General features: G+C 69.6%; 13 protein-coding genes. 8 read left to right on the top strand and 5 right to left on the bottom strand.

What is annotated here, in order from left to right:
- The first annotated feature begins 209 nt into the window (after nucleotides 1-209).
- A complete protein-coding gene (locus PCA76_RS10865) occupies nucleotides 210-2,237 on the top strand; it encodes a hypothetical protein (protein WP_272617174.1) in 2,028 nt (675 codons plus the stop codon).
- 27 nt (nucleotides 2,238-2,264) lie between these two features.
- Here the strand turns inward: PCA76_RS10865 and PCA76_RS10860 are convergent, their stop codons facing one another.
- A complete protein-coding gene (locus PCA76_RS10860; protein WP_272617172.1) occupies nucleotides 2,265-2,804 on the bottom strand; it encodes an acyltransferase in 540 nt (179 codons plus the stop codon).
- A gap of 120 nt (nucleotides 2,805-2,924) precedes the next feature.
- Nucleotides 2,925-4,058, bottom strand: coding sequence for a glycosyltransferase family 4 protein (locus PCA76_RS10855; protein ID WP_272617170.1), 1,134 nt, complete (start codon nucleotides 4,056-4,058; stop codon nucleotides 2,925-2,927).
- A 314-nt stretch (nucleotides 4,059-4,372) separates the two neighbouring features.
- Between PCA76_RS10855 and PCA76_RS10850 the strand changes: the two genes are divergently transcribed.
- On the top strand, nucleotides 4,373-5,101 hold the full coding sequence (locus PCA76_RS10850) for an acetyltransferase (protein WP_272617168.1): 729 nt from the start codon (nucleotides 4,373-4,375) through the stop codon (nucleotides 5,099-5,101).
- Here the strand turns inward: PCA76_RS10850 and wecB are convergent.
- Nucleotides 5,030-6,154, bottom strand: a complete 1,125-nt coding sequence (gene wecB / locus PCA76_RS10845; protein ID WP_272617166.1) for a non-hydrolyzing UDP-N-acetylglucosamine 2-epimerase — start codon at nucleotides 6,152-6,154, stop codon at nucleotides 5,030-5,032. The two genes, PCA76_RS10850 and wecB, sit on opposite strands and share 72 nt — an antisense overlap.
- 79 nt (nucleotides 6,155-6,233) lie before the next feature.
- Nucleotides 6,234-7,475: a glycosyltransferase gene (locus tag PCA76_RS10840; protein WP_272617164.1), complete on the bottom strand. Its 1,242-nt coding sequence runs from the start codon at nucleotides 7,473-7,475 to the stop codon at nucleotides 6,234-6,236.
- A 194-nt stretch (nucleotides 7,476-7,669) separates the two neighbouring features.
- Between PCA76_RS10840 and gmd the strand changes: the two genes are divergently transcribed.
- The 4 genes from gmd (at nucleotide 7,670) to PCA76_RS10820 (ending at nucleotide 11,910) form a co-directional block, all read left to right on the top strand.
- Nucleotides 7,670-8,683, top strand: a complete 1,014-nt coding sequence (gene gmd / locus PCA76_RS10835; protein WP_272617162.1) for a GDP-mannose 4,6-dehydratase — start codon at nucleotides 7,670-7,672, stop codon at nucleotides 8,681-8,683.
- The gene (locus tag PCA76_RS10830; RefSeq protein ID WP_272617160.1) at nucleotides 8,680-9,876 is read left to right on the top strand and encodes a glycosyltransferase; all 1,197 of its coding nucleotides are present in this window, start codon (nucleotides 8,680-8,682) and stop codon (nucleotides 9,874-9,876) included. The genes gmd and PCA76_RS10830 overlap by 4 nt, the downstream gene beginning before the upstream one ends.
- Nucleotides 9,873-10,997, top strand: a complete 1,125-nt coding sequence (locus PCA76_RS10825) for a DegT/DnrJ/EryC1/StrS family aminotransferase (protein ID WP_272617158.1) — start codon at nucleotides 9,873-9,875, stop codon at nucleotides 10,995-10,997. The genes PCA76_RS10830 and PCA76_RS10825 overlap by 4 nt, the downstream gene beginning before the upstream one ends.
- A gap of 229 nt (nucleotides 10,998-11,226) precedes the next feature.
- Nucleotides 11,227-11,910 carry a hypothetical protein gene (locus PCA76_RS10820; protein ID WP_272617156.1) on the top strand — a complete coding sequence of 228 codons (684 nt, stop codon included), beginning with the start codon at nucleotides 11,227-11,229 and terminating at the stop codon, nucleotides 11,908-11,910.
- 391 nt (nucleotides 11,911-12,301) lie between these two features.
- On the opposite strand, the gene PCA76_RS10815 is transcribed toward PCA76_RS10820, so the two are convergent.
- Nucleotides 12,302-13,621 carry a hypothetical protein gene (locus tag PCA76_RS10815; RefSeq protein ID WP_272617155.1) on the bottom strand — a complete coding sequence of 440 codons (1,320 nt, stop codon included), beginning with the start codon at nucleotides 13,619-13,621 and terminating at the stop codon, nucleotides 12,302-12,304.
- Between the two features lie 156 nt (nucleotides 13,622-13,777).
- Here PCA76_RS10815 and PCA76_RS10810 point away from each other — a divergent pair, with 156 nt between their 5' ends.
- Both PCA76_RS10810 and PCA76_RS10805 read left to right on the top strand, forming a co-directional pair.
- Entirely contained in the window at nucleotides 13,778-14,704 is a 927-nt protein-coding gene (locus PCA76_RS10810; protein WP_272617153.1) for an NAD(+)/NADH kinase, read from the top strand.
- Nucleotides 14,705-14,911: 207 nt separating this feature from the next.
- Complete coding sequence (locus PCA76_RS10805) at nucleotides 14,912-16,744, top strand: polysaccharide biosynthesis protein (protein WP_272619298.1); 1,833 nt, start codon at nucleotides 14,912-14,914, stop codon at nucleotides 16,742-16,744.
- The last annotated feature ends 33 nt before the right edge of the window (nucleotides 16,745-16,777 follow it).

Here is a 16,777-nt window from a genome sequence, read left to right as displayed (position 1 = left end):
ACGGGCCGCGTGACGGCGACGGGGGGATTTCACCCTGTTGAGCGCCCGGTCGGCGTGCCCCGACACCGAACGGACATCGCCGCCGACCGCCGGGTACCGGGGTCCGCCGATCAGCCCAAGGTGCTGTCCGGGTGCCGACCGTCGGCAGCCGCCAACCGCGCAGGCGCGCACAGTGACGTCATCGTGCGATCGCGGTGGAGGTGCCGAGCATGCCCGAGCTGATCGTCTACCGGTTCAACGCCCTGATGTCCGTCAGGTCGCGATTCGACAGCACCCGCGATCTGGTGATGCCCGCCAACCTCGCGTACGCCGAGGCCATGGTCGGCATGTGGCACTCCGGTCTCCCCCAGGTCACCCTCGTGCCCTCGACCGCGACCGACGACCAGGTGTGGCCGATCATGTCAGCGGTCGGCACGAAGATCCACGACACCTCCGACGACAACTGCCCGATCAACACCGGCTGGTCGTACGTCGGCGGCAACCACGGCTACGACGTCGGCAACCAGATCGTCGTCACCAACCATGGCAAGACGACCGCCGACGTGGGCTCGCAATGGACCGACGGGATCCGCATCTTCACCCTGTTGGCCATCACCAACGCCAACAGCCTGCTGTTCGGCAACCCCTACACGGTCGTCGACGGCATCGCCCAGGGTGCCCGGGTCAAGCCGGCGGCGCCACTCACCCACGTCTCGGGGGCGACCAACAAGACCACCGTACCGATCACGGGCCTGACGCCAGACGTGCAGATCCGCCCGGCCACCCACTCCCACACGGCGACCGTTGAACTGGACGGACGACCCGTGGCGAACGGTCGATGGACGGGCCAGGATCTGACGATCAGGGAGTCCTATGTGATCCCGTCCTACCAGGGGATGATCGACACCGCCAGGACGAACATCGGCACACCCATCGCCACGATCATGTCGCGGGTTCCGTCCCTGTGCCGCGTCTCGAACGTCTACCGCTGGTCGCAGGGTGGTCTGCTCGTCGGGCAGACGGTGGCCGCACTGGCGCGGTTCACCCTGAACGCCGGAGTGACCCAGTGCGCCCCGTTGACCGCAGTGGCCGGGGGCACACGCCGGCAGTTCATGCCGAACGTGGGGTCGGCCGGCGGCCTGAACTGGTCGGTGTGGGCGAACATCGACACACTGCCCGCGCTCACCGACTTCACCCCGGCGACCCTCAAGGACCGGCTGATGCCGGCGAGCAGCATGACCCAGTGGGCGGTCAACAGCGGCCAGATCCAGCAGTGGGGCATCGCCGTCGGGTTGCTGCCGGTCGCCGACGGCGTGCCCGAGATCCGGGCCCGACACACCACGACGAAGGGCTGGTTCATCAGTTCCAGCCTCAAGAAGAACTACCCGCAGTTGGTGTGGGGCCGCACCCTCGCGGCCGGGGAATCCGTGACCGGCACCGCCTACCGCCGCTACCTGGCACCACCCTCGGCGGCCACCGAGATCGTCGTATCGGACTCCACGCACGACTTCGTGATGATCGAACGGGTCGACACCGTCGCCCAGACGCAGATGGCGGCGCCGCAGCTGTTCCACCGGCTACTGGTCCCGGTAGGTCCGACGAACCTCAGCGTGCCGGACCGGGTCACTGTCGACGGGATCCCGTACAGCATGCCGGTCCCCTCCGGGTACGGGATGTGGCGAGCGGAGCCCGACCAGGCGCAGGCGGGACCGTTACCCGGGGCGACCTGCTCGCGCGGCAGCTATTTCCTCACCCTGTCCGGCCCGACCCAGAACACCACCTACACCGGCACCTACCAGCGTCTCCTGCTGCACCCGGTGTACCTGGCCGAACCCACCCCGGTCGACCGGGTGTGCGTCGAGGTCACAGTGGCGGGCACCGGGGTCATGCGGCACGGCGTGTACGCCCACGATCCGGCGACCGGTCGCCCCGCCGCCCTCGGCCCGATCGCCGATTTCGGCAGCGTCGCCCTCACATCCGTCGGAGTGAGGGAGTCCGTATTGAGTGTTCCCGTGCTGCTGCCCGCCGGCTGGCACTGGTATGGGCACGTGTGGCAGACGAACGGTGCCACCCCGCCCACGTTGCGGGCCAGCGACACCGGGGCCGCCACCACCCTGAACCTCGGCACCAGCTCGGCCGCGATGACCGGGGATTGTTTCGGTTACGAGGTGACCGGAACGACCGGCGTGCTGGGGGCGATAACGATCAGCGGAATCCATCAGCTACGCCCACCGCGGGTCGCGTACCGGCGGGCCTGACCTGGCGGCTTCGGCTGGGTCGGGGGTTCAGACGGTGGTCACTCCGTAGATCTTCTTCATCGCCTCGTGCTTGGCCGGGACGGGGAGGTGCCCGATGCCCAGCGACTTGGCCTGCAACCGTTCGAGGTACTCGTCGGTGGTACGCAGGGGCCGCGCCGGCACCCCGGCCGCCACCGTGTTGTCCGGGATGTCGCGGGTGACGATCGAGCCCGCCCCGATGACGCACCGGTTTCCGATGGTGACGCCGGCCAGGATCATCGACCGCATACCGATGTAGACGTCGTCGCCGATCGTGATCGGGGCTGTCCAGTCCAGGTCGGGGTGGTCCTTGCGCAGGATCAGCGTGCCGCCGTCATGGGTGACGAACTGCACCTCGGAGGTGATGTAGACGTTGTCGCCGATGGTGATCAGCCACGGCTCCGAGCCGAACATCGCCCGGCTGACGCCGTAGAACCTGACCCGTCCCGTCAGATTCACCCCCAGGGACCGCACGAACGCCTCGGGGTCACGGGTGGCGGCCAGGTGGTCCCGGACTCGTCGGACCATCGTACGAACGCGTTTGGGCACCTGCTGTCCTCGCTCATCGGGCCTACTGGTGTGGAGGAGACCGAACCCGTGCACACGGGCCGGCCCCGCCACTGCAACGATGCGGTTCCGCCCCGGGTGACGCGGTTGCGGCGAGCCTGCTCAGCCGCAGAACTGGCGGGCGTGGTCCAGCACGTTGAGTTCCCGGACCTGCTGCCGCCAGAGCCGGTACCGCCGGGCCGCGATCTCCTTCGCCTCGGCGCGCTCTCCGGCCGATCGGTCAGCCAGCCGGTCGAGGGCTCTGCTCAGAGCAGCCGCCGACGCGGGCCGGACCACCGCTCCCCCGCCGTCGGCGATCAGTTCGCTGAACGGCGTCGCGTCGGAGCAGACCACCGGGCAACCGGACGCGAGGCTCTCCAGGATGACGTGCCCGTAGTTCTCGCCCAGGGTCGGGAAGAGAAAGGCGTCGTATCCGCTGAAGGTCGGCATCACCTCGTCCGCCGCGAGTTCGCCGCGATACCGGACTCGGACATGGCCGGGCATCGCGTCGATGAGCCGCCGGCACGACGCCCAGTACTGCTCGTCCTCCTGCGGGCCGAAGATGTCGAACTCCAGCGGGCGGGTCGCCCCGGCGACCGCCTCCAGCGCCGTGGTCAGGTTCTTCATCGGTGAGATCCGACCGACGAAAACCAACCGCAGTGGCCCGTCGTGCGCGACGACCTGGGGCGCCGGGTGGTCCGGGATCGGGCACTCGTTGCCGTTCACCATGATGTGCGCCCACGGGAAGTTCGCGCGGATCTGGTTCTCCTCCAGCCAACTGCACGCCTGCCAGCGCACATCGAGCCGGCGCAGAAGCGGGGCCCACACCGCCAGGAAGAGGCGCTTCTTGCGCGATTTGATGGCGAGTGCGCCGGGCGACAGTTCACCTCTTGGGGCGAGCATGATCGCCCGCACGCGTACCAGACGCAGCGCCACCGCCAGGATCGGCAACACCGAGAACAGCGACCAGAGGCTGTTGACGTAGATCAGATCAACCGGGCGGGACCGGATGTGCCGTACGAGTCGAACCCAGTGCCGCAGAGCGGAGAGGCCGAGGTAGAAAACGGCGGAACGGTCGTCGCGCCGCACCAGCCGACCGGACAGCTCCGGGTAGGGTGCGGGCGAAGAGAGGTCCCGGTCTGCGGTGATCAGGGTGACGTCGAGGTCGTCCGGCAAAGTGTCCAGAATGAACCGCAGGGAACGGATCGGTCCGCCACCACGAAAGCCCGGCTCGAACACCCGCGCGGTGGCGACCACGTGGTATCCCGCCGTGGTCGTAGCTCGGAGACGCGTCCTTACCAGCTCGTCCACTGTCGGCTCGCTTTCAACTTGCTGTCCCCGGGTGTCGGCACGCAGACCGACACCGGGAACGCGTCAGGTTTGACGAGAGCACCCGGGAGGAGGCGCCGGGAGCGGCTCGTCTGTGACGCCCGGTCTTGGTGGCCCGCGCTTTCGCGGCCATGGGCGTCCGGCCATCACCATCGCCATCACTCACCCGTCACCATCGGCACCAATAACTGGTTCAGATGACGGAGAGCGGCCAACGTTCTCCGTAGCCGAGGGAGCCGCGGTTGACGACCGACGTAGTGATGGTAGGCGTGGGTGGGATGGGCCGTGAGGTATATGCGGTAATTCGCTTACTGAACACGAGCGCGAGCGGCGAACCGCCCTGGCGGGTTCTCGGCTTCGTCGACGACTACCCCACCGAGCCCAATGTCGAGCTGGTGCACCGCCTCGGTGTCGCCTTCCTCGGCTCGACCCGCTGGTTGGCCACTCAGCCCAGCAGCACCCATGTCGCGCTCGGCGTCGGGCATCCGAGGTTGCGTCGGGAGACCGACCAGGCCATCGCCCGGTACGGCCTACCGGCCGCCACAGTGGTCCATCCGGCTGCGGAGATCGGCCCGGACTGTGTCTACCAGGAGGGCCTGTTCGCCGCCGGTGGCGCCCGGGTCACGACCAACGTGCTGTTGGGGCGCCACGTGCACCTCAACCAGAACTGCACTGTGGGGCACGACGCGGTGCTCGGCGACTACGTCTCGGTCAATCCACTCGCGGCGGTCTCCGGATACTGCCGGTTGGAGGAGGGCGTCATGGTGGGCACCACCGCCGCGGTCCTGCCGAGGCTGACCGTCGGCCGGGACGCCACCGTCGGCGCCGGCGCCTGCGTGACCCACGATGTGGCGGGCGGCGTCGTGGTCATGGGCGTGCCGGCCCGGCCGGCGGATCGGTCAGCGGCGGATACCCGCCCAGTCGTGATGGCGGCGCACGGTCGACAGGATGAAATCGACCACCCGGCGTGACGTGTCGGGGACCTGGTAGTCGAGCGGGCAGGCGACGGAGCCACGAGCCACCTGTGCCACCACGACCCGGATGGCTTCCACGACCCCGTCGGGTTCCAGGCCGGTCATCACGATCGCCCCGCTGTCCAGCGCCTCGGGACGCTCGATGGACTCGCGCAGGGTCACCGCCGGGAACCCGAGAATCGCGGCCTCCTCGCTGACGGTGCCACTGTCGGAGAGGGTGCATCGGGCATGTCGTTGCAGGGTCACGTAGTCGAAGAAGCCGAACGGCTCGTGGAAGGCCACGCCGTCCAGGTCCAGGCCGTCACCAGCAATTGCCTCCAACCGCTTCCGGGTACGCGGATGCGTGGAGACGAGCAGCGGCAGCTGCCACTCGTCGCGTACGGCCCGCAGGCACTCCAGCAGCCGACGGAGCCGGTCCGGGTGGTCGACGTTCTCCTGCCGGTGTGCGCTCACGACAAAGTAGCCGCCGGGTTCGAGCTCGAGCTGCGCCAGCACCGTCGATCGCTCGATCTGCAGCCGATAGTGGTCGAGCACCTCGCGCATGGGTGAGCCGGTGTGCAGGATGCGGCGCGGGTGCAGACCTTCGGCAAGAAGGTTGCGCCGAGCGTGCTCCGAATAGACCAGGTTGAAGTCGGCGACATGGTCGACCATGCACCGGTTGGTCTCCTCCGGCACGTTCAGGTCGAAGCAGCGGTTACCGGCTTCCATGTGGTACACCGGCACGTTCATCCGGCGTGCCATCAGAGCCGAGATCGCGCTGTTCGTGTCACCGAGCACCAACAGCGCGTCCGGACGCAGCTCGGCGATCGCCTTCTCCGTACCGACCAGGACGGCACCGAGAAGGCTGCCGAGCGAGCGGGTGTCGGCCCGCAGGAGGAGATCGGGCGGTCGGACGTTCAGCTCGGTGAAGAAGACATCAGACAACGCGGGATCCCAGTTCTGTCCCGTGTGTACCAACGTGTGGTCCACGGTCTGGTCGAGCGCGTCGATCACCCGGGCCAGCCGGATGATCTCCGGTCTGGTTCCGACGACGGTCATCACGCGGGTCACTTGACGCCTCCTGGTCGCAGATATTCGGGTTCGGCCCGCCGCGCGGACTGCGCGCCCCGCAGTCCGGGCTGAGCACGGTTCACGGTGTCCGCCCCTGTGGAGGCACCCGGCACGCCGGATCGCGAATCACCCGCCGTGCCTGGTCGAGAACACTGACCGGCGTCCTGCTCGACCGCCAGCGGCCGTAGGCGTCCCCCGCCGCGACCCGGGCTGCCAGCCGCTGCTCGGGCGTGGCGGTGGCCACCTGCGTGATCAGGGCACCGAGCGCCGTCGCGGTCAGCTCGGTGAGGACCAGTCCACCACCGTCGCGCAGCACCGCCGTCCATGGCGTCCGGTCGGAGCAGAGCACCGGGCAGTACGCCGACAGGCTCTCCGCGATGGCGTTGCCGAAGTTTTCCCCCCGGGTCGGCAGCACGAAGGCGTCGTACCGCGAGAAGGTCGCCCGGACCTGCTCGGGCCGCAACTCACCCTGGTAGCTGACGGCGACCGAGTCGGGCAGTGCGGCCAGATGCTCCCGGCAGCGCCGCCAGTACGCCGGGTCCTCCACCGGGCCGTAGATGTCCAGCCGCACCGGCACCGGCACGAAGGCGAGCGCGGCCAACACCAGGTCGAGGTTCTTCATCGGAGAGATCCGCCCGATGAAGACCAGCCGCGCGTGGTGGGTCGCGGGCAACTCCGCCGGCGCCTGTTCCGGCTCCGGGCCACGGCTGACAGCGACGACGCCGATCTGCGCCCGGGGCAACACCCGCTGGATGTCGGCGGCCTCGGCCGGGGTGGTGGCGTGCCACAGCACCCGAGGGTCGAGCAGCATCCACCGCCAGCCCGTCAGGAAGATCCGCTTACGGAGCCGGTGCACCCGGAGAGCCGCAGGGCCGAACTCTCCCCGGGGGGCGACCAGGATGCGACCCACCCGCAGCAGACCGAGCCGGGCCGCGGCCATGGGCAGGATGGAGAACGCCGACCAGACACTGTTCACGTAGAGCAGGTCGAACCGGTCCGCTCGGAGAGAGCGCCAGAGCGACCGCCAGTGCCCCGGCCGACGAACGCCGAGATAGAAGACGTTCGTCCGGCCGACCTGCTCCCAGCGACCGGAAAGCCCCGGATAGGGGTCGCTGCTACCGAGGTCGCGGTCGCGGGTCAGCATCGACGTCTGGATGTCGTCACTGGCCAGGGCGAGCACTTCGGAAATGGACCGGATGGGGCCTCCGGCCCGCCAGCCGGGAGCGAAGTAACCGGCAGTGACAAGCACGTGGAATCTTTTCTCGTCGACAGTTGTCAGTCGTTCTCGGGTGTCCGCCGCGGGGGTGGGGTCGCCGGCCATCCTCGCTCCTCGCTCGTGCCACAGGATCGATCGATTGACCTAACGATCGAGTGCTCGATCCGTGACTGAAGCCCTTTCTCAGGTACGGCCACACAAAAGAAATTCCTCCGGATACATGAAACCTCATGGTTGCCGGGCCCGGACCCGATATAAGGAACTCGCGGAAGAATTGCCCAGCAGAAGAGGGACCCCCTATGTCACGAGTGGCACTCATATCCGGCATCACTGGGCAGGACGGCAGCTACCTGTCGGAATTCCTGCTCGACAAGGGATACACGGTGCACGGCATCAAACGGCGGTCGTCCTCTTTCAACACTGAGCGGATCGACCACGTCGACGTCCATCCGCGCAGCGGCGAGGCCCGACTCTTCCTGCACTACAGCGATCTGTCCGACCCGGCCTCGCTGACCGCGCTGATACGGGACATCCGCCCCGACGAGATATACAACCTCGGCGCGCAGAGCCACGTCCGAGTCTCCTTCGACATTCCCGGTTACACGGCGGACGTCACCGGGCTCGGCGCGCTTCGCATGATGGAGGCGGCCCGGGCAGCCGACATCGGTTGCCGGTTCTACCAGGCATCCTCGTCGGAGATGTTCGGCTCGACGCCACCCCCACAACGCGAGGAGACCCCGTTCCACCCGCGCAGCCCGTACGCATGCGCCAAGGTCTACGCCTACTGGTCGGCGGTCAACTACCGCGAATCCTGGAACATGTTCTGCGCCAACGGCATCCTGTTCAACCACGAGAGCCCGCGCCGCGGCGAGAACTTCGTGACCCGCAAGATCACCCGTGCGGTGGCGAGGATCGAGGCTGGCATTCAGGACAAGCTCTACCTGGGCAACCTCGACGCCGTTCGCGACTGGGGTTACGCGCCGGAGTACGTGGAAGCGATGTGGCTGGCCCTCCAACAGGACCGCCCGGACGACTACGTGATCGCCACCGGCGAGGGCCACACCGTGCGCGAGTTCGTCGAGACCGCCTTCGACCGGGTCGGGTTGGACTGGCAGCGGTACGTGGAAACGGACCCCGCCTACTTCCGTCCGGCAGAGGTGGATGCCCTCATCGGCGACTACACGAAGGCCCGGCGCACCCTGGGCTGGGCACCAAAGACGCACTTCACCGACCTGGTCCGGGTCATGGTGGACGCCGACCGGCAACTCCTCGAGGACGAGCGTATGGGGCGACTGGTCCGGGTGGACCGGTGAAGGTTGCGGTCGACGCCTCACCCATCCGTCCCGGTCATGCCGCCGGGCTCGAAGCCTTCACCTACGGCCTGCTCACCGGCATGGCCGCGGACACGTCCTGCGACCTGCGGGTGAATGTCCTGCGGGGCACCCAGGCCCAGTGGGAGGGTCAGGTGCCCGCCACGCGGATCGCCTGGACCGAGGTGGCTCAGCCGCTACGCTCCGACAACCCTGCCGGCCAACTGTTGCGCCGCTGGACGCCGAGGGCGATGCGCAACTCCCTCGCTGTCCGCACGGCCGTCAACGCGGTCCGGCAACGGTCCGTCGTGCGACACAGTGACGTCGACGTCACGCTGTTTCCGTTCCACTGTGCTCCGATCGGGTCCGGCACGTCGGTCGTCGTTCTGCACGACCTGCGCCACCTGGGGGTCGAGTTCCACGCCCCCGGCTTCGCGGCGGTGATTCGGGAGAACGTGGCTCGTGCGGCGGCGATCGTGGTCACCTGGCCGCATCCGTACCAGGAGGCACTGCGCCTCTTCCCGGAGGCTGCAGAACGGACCGTGCTCATCCCGACCCCGACGTTCCAACCCGCGCCGGGGCGCGCGCACACACGGCCCGAACCGGGACTGCTGGTCTACCCGTCGTCCACCGCGGAGCACAAGAACCACGCGACCCTGCTGGAGGCGATGGCGCTCCTACCCGACTGCCGCCTGATCTGCCCGGGGCCGCTGGTGGAGCCCGAAGCGAGCCGGCTGCTCAGCCGAGCGGCACTACCCGACCTGCGCGGACGGGTGTCCTTCCCCGGCTTCGTCAGCCTGGACGAACTGAACGCCATCTACGCCCGAGCGGACGCGGTGGTCGTGCCCTCGCTCTGGGAGGCGGCCAGCGGCGCGATGCTGGAGGCATTCAGTTGGGGGCTCCCCGTCGCCTGCGCCGACGTGGAACCGCTGCTCGCCCAGTTGGAGTTCAACCGCGCCGAAGCGACGGTCTTCCGCGCGAAGGATCCGCGGTCGCTCGCCGACGCGGTGCGGCGGCTACTCGGCGACCGGGAGCGCTACGCCGCCGCTTCACGCCGCGCCAACGAACGCCTGGCCGGCCGCACCTGGGAAGCCACCGGCCGCGACTACCTCGACGTCCTGCGCTGGGCAGCGCAGGGCGGGTCGGGTCCGGTGCCACGGTCCCCGTTCGTCGCCGCAAAGGGAGAAGCGTCATGAGCATCGCGGACGACACCTATCCGGTGGCCCGACCGAGCCTCTCCGAGTTGGAGGAGCGGTACGTGGTCGACGCGGTGCGCAGCGGATGGATCTCGTCGCAGGGGCCGTACCTGCGTGACTTCGAGGAACGATTCGCCCGGCGCTGCGCCGCCGACACCGCGGTGACGACCAGCAACGGCACGGTCGCCCTGCACCTGGTCCTCGCGGCGGCCGGCATCGGGCCGGGGGACGAGGTGATCGTCCCCGCGCTGACCTACGTGGCGACCGCCAACGCCGTCGCGTACTGCGGCGCCCGCACCGTCTGTGTGGATGTCCTGCCGGAGAGCTGGTGCGTCGACCCCGCCGCGGTACGGGCCGCCATCGGCCCGCGTACCAGGGCGGTCATCGCCGTCGACCTGTACGGCCACCCGGCCGACTACGCTGCGCTGCGCGAACTCTGCGGCCGGCACGGCCTGCTCCTGGTCGCCGATGCGGCGGAGTCGTTCGGTGCCACCCTCGACGGGCAACCCACCGGCTCGCTGGCCGACGTCACGACCTTCTCGTTCTTCGGCAACAAGGTGATCACCTCCGGTGAGGGCGGCTGCGTGACCACGTCCGACCACGGATTGGCGGATCGGATGCGCCTGCTGCGCAACCAGGGCATGGATCCGCACCGGCGCTACCACTTCCCGGTACTCGGCTACAACTACCGGATGACGAACCTGTGCGCCGCGCTGCTCTGCGCACAGCTCGAACGGGCCGACGAGATCATCGCCAGCCGGGACCGGGTGATCGCCGGGTACGAGGAGCAGTTGGCCGACGAGCCGGCGCTGTCGGCGCAGCCGGTGGTCCCCGGAGTCCGCCGCGCGCCCTGGATGGCGGCCTTCCTGGTCGGGGGCCAGGGGGACACGACGTCCCGGGACGCACTGGCCCGTGCACTCGGCCGGCTCGGCGTGGAGACCCGTCCCTTCTTCCTGCCGGTCCCCAAACTGCCCGCGCACCACGATCCGGCTGCGGACTGCCCGGTGACCGGCGATCTGAGCCGGCGCGGCATCAACCTGCCCACGTACGCCGATCTGACCGAACCGGCGGTCAAGGCGGTGGTGGAGCGCGTCCGCGCGGCCCTGGCCACCATTGCCTGACCCGCGCCCGGCACGCCACCGACCGGTCGGTGGCGTGCCGGCGTCAGGCTCAGACCGGTTGTGCCGCGAGCGGGCGGTCCACTGCGCGTTCCCGCAGCAGCAGGAGGTAGCTGCCGCCCCAGGCGACCGCGCTGACCAGGGCCAGCACGACCAGTGCGCCGGCCGCGCCGGGCGCTCCGAACAGGACTGCCCCGGCGACGACCGCGGGACGCGTAACCCGCCGAGCAGGATGCCGAGCACGATCGCCCGCCGGCTCGCCTGCTCGACCCGCAGCCCGGCGAAGCCGATCGTGGCCGGCACGGCGAGCAGGCTCTCCAGCGCGAGCAGCACCAGCAGGCTTCGCGCGACGCTCCAGTTGGCGCCCAGCAATGCCGTCCCGGCCGCGTCCGGCAGCAGGGCGACCGCGATGGTCAGCGGCAGGACGGCGGCGGACACGAGCAGCGCGAGCCGGACAGCCGTCCTCGTCCGCGCCGCGCCCGAGTCGGCACGGGTGCGGGCCAGCTGCGGCAGGATCAGCGTGGCGGCGGTCGACAACACGAGGTTCACCGGTCCCAGCAGAGTGCGTCCGGCGCTCAGCGCCCCGACCACCGCAGTGCCCGCGACAAGCGCCACCGCGGTCAGCGCGAGCTGCGCCGACCCGGTGGTCAACAGGAACTGCGTGCCGAATCCCGCCGCGACGCGGGTCTCGGCCCGCCCCACACGCCAGCCGGGCAGCAGCTCGTACCGGCACCGGGCCGCGACGACCAGACCGATCAGCCCGCCGCCGACCGCCCACAGGGCGAAGACGTACGGCGCGTCGAGCAGCCCGAGCAGGCCGGCCAGCGCGGCACAACCCGTGAGCGCCGCCCAGGTGATCTCCTGGGCCATCGCGCCCGAGGGGGCGCCGATGCCGACGGCGATCGCCTTGACGTAGTCGTAGAGGACCAGACCGGGAAGGGCGAGGCCCACGAACACCAGGTAGGCCGAGCCGTACGCGGCACCGGCCGCGCAGATCATCACGCCGCCGACGACGCCGAGCAGGGTCGCCCGCCGGGCGGCCGACGCGACAGCCCCGGTCCCCGTGGCCAGCACGGTATCGGTGACCGTACTCCGCACCAGCCCGGAGCCGACGATGTAGAACGAGAATGCCAGAGCGAACTGGCCCAGCCCGGCGACCGACTCCAGTCGGGTCACGGTGATCGCCAGCAGCAGGTTGCCGCCGCTCGAAAGCCCTCCGACAACCAGTGCGAGCAGGGCACGCCGGCCGGTCCGTGGGCGGCCCGGGGCGCCGGACCGGCCGACCGCGTGACGGGGAACTCGTACGGTCACCGGACGGTGCTCGCGGCGGGGGACAACCGGCCGATGCCCGGGCGCCGGGCGGACCGGTCGACGGCGCTGCGGCTCAGCCACAGCAGGACGAAGACCGGTATCGCCGAGACCACGTGCTGCAGAAACCCGATCGTGGAGTCCGGGTAGGTGTTGGACCAGAGCAGCGGGTCGGAGAGCACGAGACAGAAGAGGCTCAGCCGGACCGGGCCGGGTGTGCCCCGCCAGCGCAGCAGCACCGCCGCCACCGCGGCCCAGAAGGCGTGCACGACGACCACGCCGATCGGGCCGTCGAAGAACCAGATGTTGCCCAACAGCAGGAAGGTGTAGGCCGACGTCGGGCCGCCACCGATGTACTGGTTGATCCGTTGCCCGGTGGACAGCGCCGGCCGGTCCGGATCCAGCACCCGGGGAACCAGCCCGTACCGGAGGTAGTCGGTGACACCGGGCTGGCCCAGGTCAACCGGGACGTCGAAGCCCGCCACGACGCTGAGCTGACTGTCCACGCGCAGTCGGTCCCTGGCGGTGACCTGGGCGTCCACCGCCACCCCGCGATCCTCCCGAAGGGTGTTGCGGTGCTCGAAGACGGCCGGCCACACGAGGAAGAGCACCACCGCGCAGAACGCCAGATGGCGTAACCGGAAGACACCGCAGAGCGCCCCGGTGGAAGCCACGAAGAACACCAGCGCGACAAGTGGTGCCGTCACGGCCGTCAGCACGGCGATGTAGACCTCCGCGCCGACCAGAACGGCCAGCCAGCCGTACAGCTTCGCCAGGGACAGCCGACCGCTGAGGTGGCTGGCCAGCAACAACGCGAAGCCCACGGCTCGCCAGCCCGAGAAGAGCGTGCTCACCATCGCGAGCGGCCCGTCGGACAGGTCGCCGGCGACCTGGTTGACGATGGTTCCGCGACCGAGGTGGGCCCCGAGCACATCCGCGACGATGCTGGTCAGCGTCACCAGGACGGCGACCCGGTAGAGCCAGGGGTACCGGGCGTGGGAGCGCCGGATGCCCTCTCGCCACCGCGGATCGGGGCGCCCGAACAGCCGGCCGATCGTCTCCACGGCGACGCTGCCCAGCAACGCGAGGCCCACCAGGGACACGATGAAGCCGGTCTCCGGATTCTGGTAGAAGACCGCCATCGGCAAGATGAGCAGTGCATACGGGGCGAGCACGACGAAGGTCACCGGGTAGCAGCGCAGCAATCGACCGGCAAACTCCCGGTGGGCGCCCGCCTTGTTCCCGCTGGGCCGTTTCGTCCGCGCCCCGGTCCCACCGATCGTCCCGCCGGGGTCTAGGGAGGCCCCGGGCCAGGTCATCGCGTGCGCCCCCTTTGGCTGTGGTTGGTCGCACCTGACCCAACGAATCAACCGACCGGGCGAAACGCCCGCAGGGATGGGCTGGTCGCCCCGATCGATGACCCGCCTTGACGCGTAGAGCCGTGGTGACCAGCCGAACTGTGATGAGCTGGGCGTATGGATCCGATCCGGCTCGGGCTGGTGCTCCATCCCACCCGGGACGTGTCCCCGGTGGTGGGCACGATCATGGCCTGGGCCGCTCGCCACCGCGTCGCCCTGGCGGTTCGCGACCAGGACCGGCACCGGGTGCCCGACTCGGTCCAGGCGGTTCCGGAAGACGAACTCGCCGACCAGTCGGGCATGTTGGTCACCATCGGCGGGGACGGCACGATGCTGGGCGCGCTGCGGCTGGCCATCCGCGATCCGAAGCCGGTGCTCGGCGTCCACCTGGGCAAGCTGGGGTTCCTCGTGGAGGTGGAGCCACCGGAGCTGCCGGCGGCGCTGGACCGGCTGCTGACCGGGGATTACACCGTCGAGGCACACAGCTGCCTGGCCTGCACCGTGTGCGGCGACGATGTCGTCGCGTTCAACGACATCGCGCTGGTCCGCCACCCGGGGCAGGGCTTCGTCAGCGCCAACCTGGCGGTCGACGGGCAACAGTATGGCTACTACCGTTGTGACGCCCTGGTGGTGTGCACCCCGACCGGGTCGACGGCCTACAGCTACGCCGCTGGCGGCCCGCTGATCTCTCCCGCCACGCGGGCGGTGGTGGTGACGCCCAGCGCCCCGATGGCGGGCATCTCCCGTTCGGTGGTGCTCTCTCCGGAGGAGACGGTGCAGCTGGAGCTGCGCCCCGGGTCCGGGCCGGTCGCGGTGGAGGTGGACGGGCGGGTGATTCGCGACGAGTCGACATCGGGCGTGGTGGACATCCATTACCGCCCCGACGCCGGTCTGGTGGTCCGCCTCGACCCGCGCCGCCACCAGGAACGCAACCAGCTCAAGCTCAGGCTGCTGGATCTGCCGCTGCTGCCGGAGCAGCTGCGCGAGCTATTACCGGAGAGCCTGCGCCGCCAGCTCGGCCGTCGCGAAGAGCCCCTCCGGTAAGGGTGCACTGGTCGCACCTTTCGAGGTTAAATCAGACAACCGGTCATAGAAATGTGAAAACCGGAATCGAAGGGCGATATTCCGCTAAGCAGTTAGGGGACGTGCGTGGCCCCTGACCTGCCCTGGGTCACCGTCGGCCACGGACAGGACAGGGAGTCGTACATGCCCCCAGAGATACAGCGGATCCAACCAGCGACAGCAACGACCATGGGCCGCGCCAGGGTGAGTCGTCGTCGGACCGCCATCTTTCTCGCCGCCGACGCCCTCGCGTGGGTCGGAGGTTTCACGGTCGCTGGCTGGGCGAGGTACGAGCTCGCTCTCACCATCCACCAGGCGGTCAACGCGGTACTGCTCGGCGGGGCCGCCGCCGTGCTGCATGTCGGCGTCAGCGCGCTGCGCCGGATCCGTTCCGGTCGCCAACCTCTCGGCAGCATCGAGGAGGTCCGTGGGCTCGCCGGTACCACCGCCACCACGGCAGCGATCGTCCTCGTCTCCCTCCTCGCGCTCGGCGAGCGCCCGGTACCTGCCAGCAGTCCCGTGATCGGTGGTGCTCTGGCGCTGCTGCTGATGCTCAGCTTCCGTCTCCTGCATCGGCACCGAAGGGACCGCGCCATGCGCCCCGACGCCCGTTCGGCGACCCCGGTGCTGCTCTTCGGCCTCGGCGAGGCCGGGCAGGGGCTGGTCCGCGCGATGCTCGGCGACCCGAAGGGCCGTTACCTGCCCGTCGGCGCGCTCGACGACGACCCGGGCAAATACGACCTGCGCATCGCCGGCGTCCCGGTGCTGGGCAGCCGGCACCAACTCGTCGGGGCGATCCGCAGCACCGGGGCGACCACCGTGATCTTCGCCGTGGCGAACGCCGACGCCACGCTGATCCGTGAGGTCCGGGAGGCCACCCTCCGAAGCGGCGCGGCTTTCAAGGTGCTTCCGCCGGTCCGGGAGCTGGTGGACCATCGGATCACGGTCAGCGACGTACGGGACGTACAGATCAGTGACCTGCTCGGCCGACGCCAGGTGGTCGGCGATCTGACCCTGGACGACAACGGACTCACCGGCCGACGCGTTCTGGTCACCGGCGCCGGGGGCTCGATCGGCTCGGAGCTGTGCCGGCAGATCATGCGCGCCAACCCCGGTGAGCTGATGATGCTCGACCGGGACGAGTCGGCCCTGCACAGCCTCCAGATGTCGCTCACCGGGCGTGCGCTGTTGGACGGCCCCGAACTCATCCTCGCCGACCTTCGGGACGACGAAGGTGTCCGACGCATCATGCGGGACCGCCGACCCGAGATCGTCTTCCACGCGGCGGCACTGAAGCATCTGACCCTGCTGGAACGTCATCCGGGGGAAGCGGTCAAGACCAACGTCTGGGGGACCCTCACCGTCCTGGAGGCCTGCCGGGATGTCGCTCGCTTCGTCAACATCTCCACCGACAAGGCCGCCGACCCGATCAGCGTGCTCGGCTACTCGAAGCGCATCACCGAGATGCTGACCGCGCACGCCGCGGCGACCTACCCGGGCACCTTCCTGAGCGTCCGGTTCGGCAACGTCCTGAGCAGCCGAGGCTCGGTGGTGACCGCCTTCCAGCGGCAGATCGAGGCGAGGCAGCCACTGACCGTCACCGACCCCAACGTGACGCGGTACCTGATGACGGTGCAGGAGGCGGTGCACCTGGTCCTCCAGGCGGCCGCCATCGGCCGCGCCGGGGAAGCCCTGGTCCTCGACATGGGCGAGCCGGTACGGATCGACGATCTGGCCCGCCGCATGGTGGAGCAGGCGGCCAGTCCGGTCCCGATCGTCTACACCGGGCTGCGGCCCGGGGAGAAACTGCACGAGGACCTTCTCGGCCAGGGGGAGGCCGACCATCGGCCGTTGCACCCGCTGATCTCGCACGTGACCGTCCCCGTCCTGGACCCCTTCGAGGTCAGTGGACTGGACCCGTTCGACGAACCAGACAAGGTGACCGACCAGCTCGCCCGGCTCTGCGGCATCCTGCCCAGCCCGCTCCCGGACCGCCGCAGGGGTATCCCGCTAGCACGCTGACTCCGCTGGTACGGGGCCGACGCACACCCGGCG

The organism is Micromonospora sp. LH3U1 (assembly GCF_028475105.1).
Classification (GTDB): Bacteria; Actinomycetota; Actinomycetes; order Mycobacteriales; family Micromonosporaceae; genus Micromonospora.
Note: the sequence above shows the minus strand (reverse complement) of the source record. Positions and strands in the feature narration are given on the sequence as shown.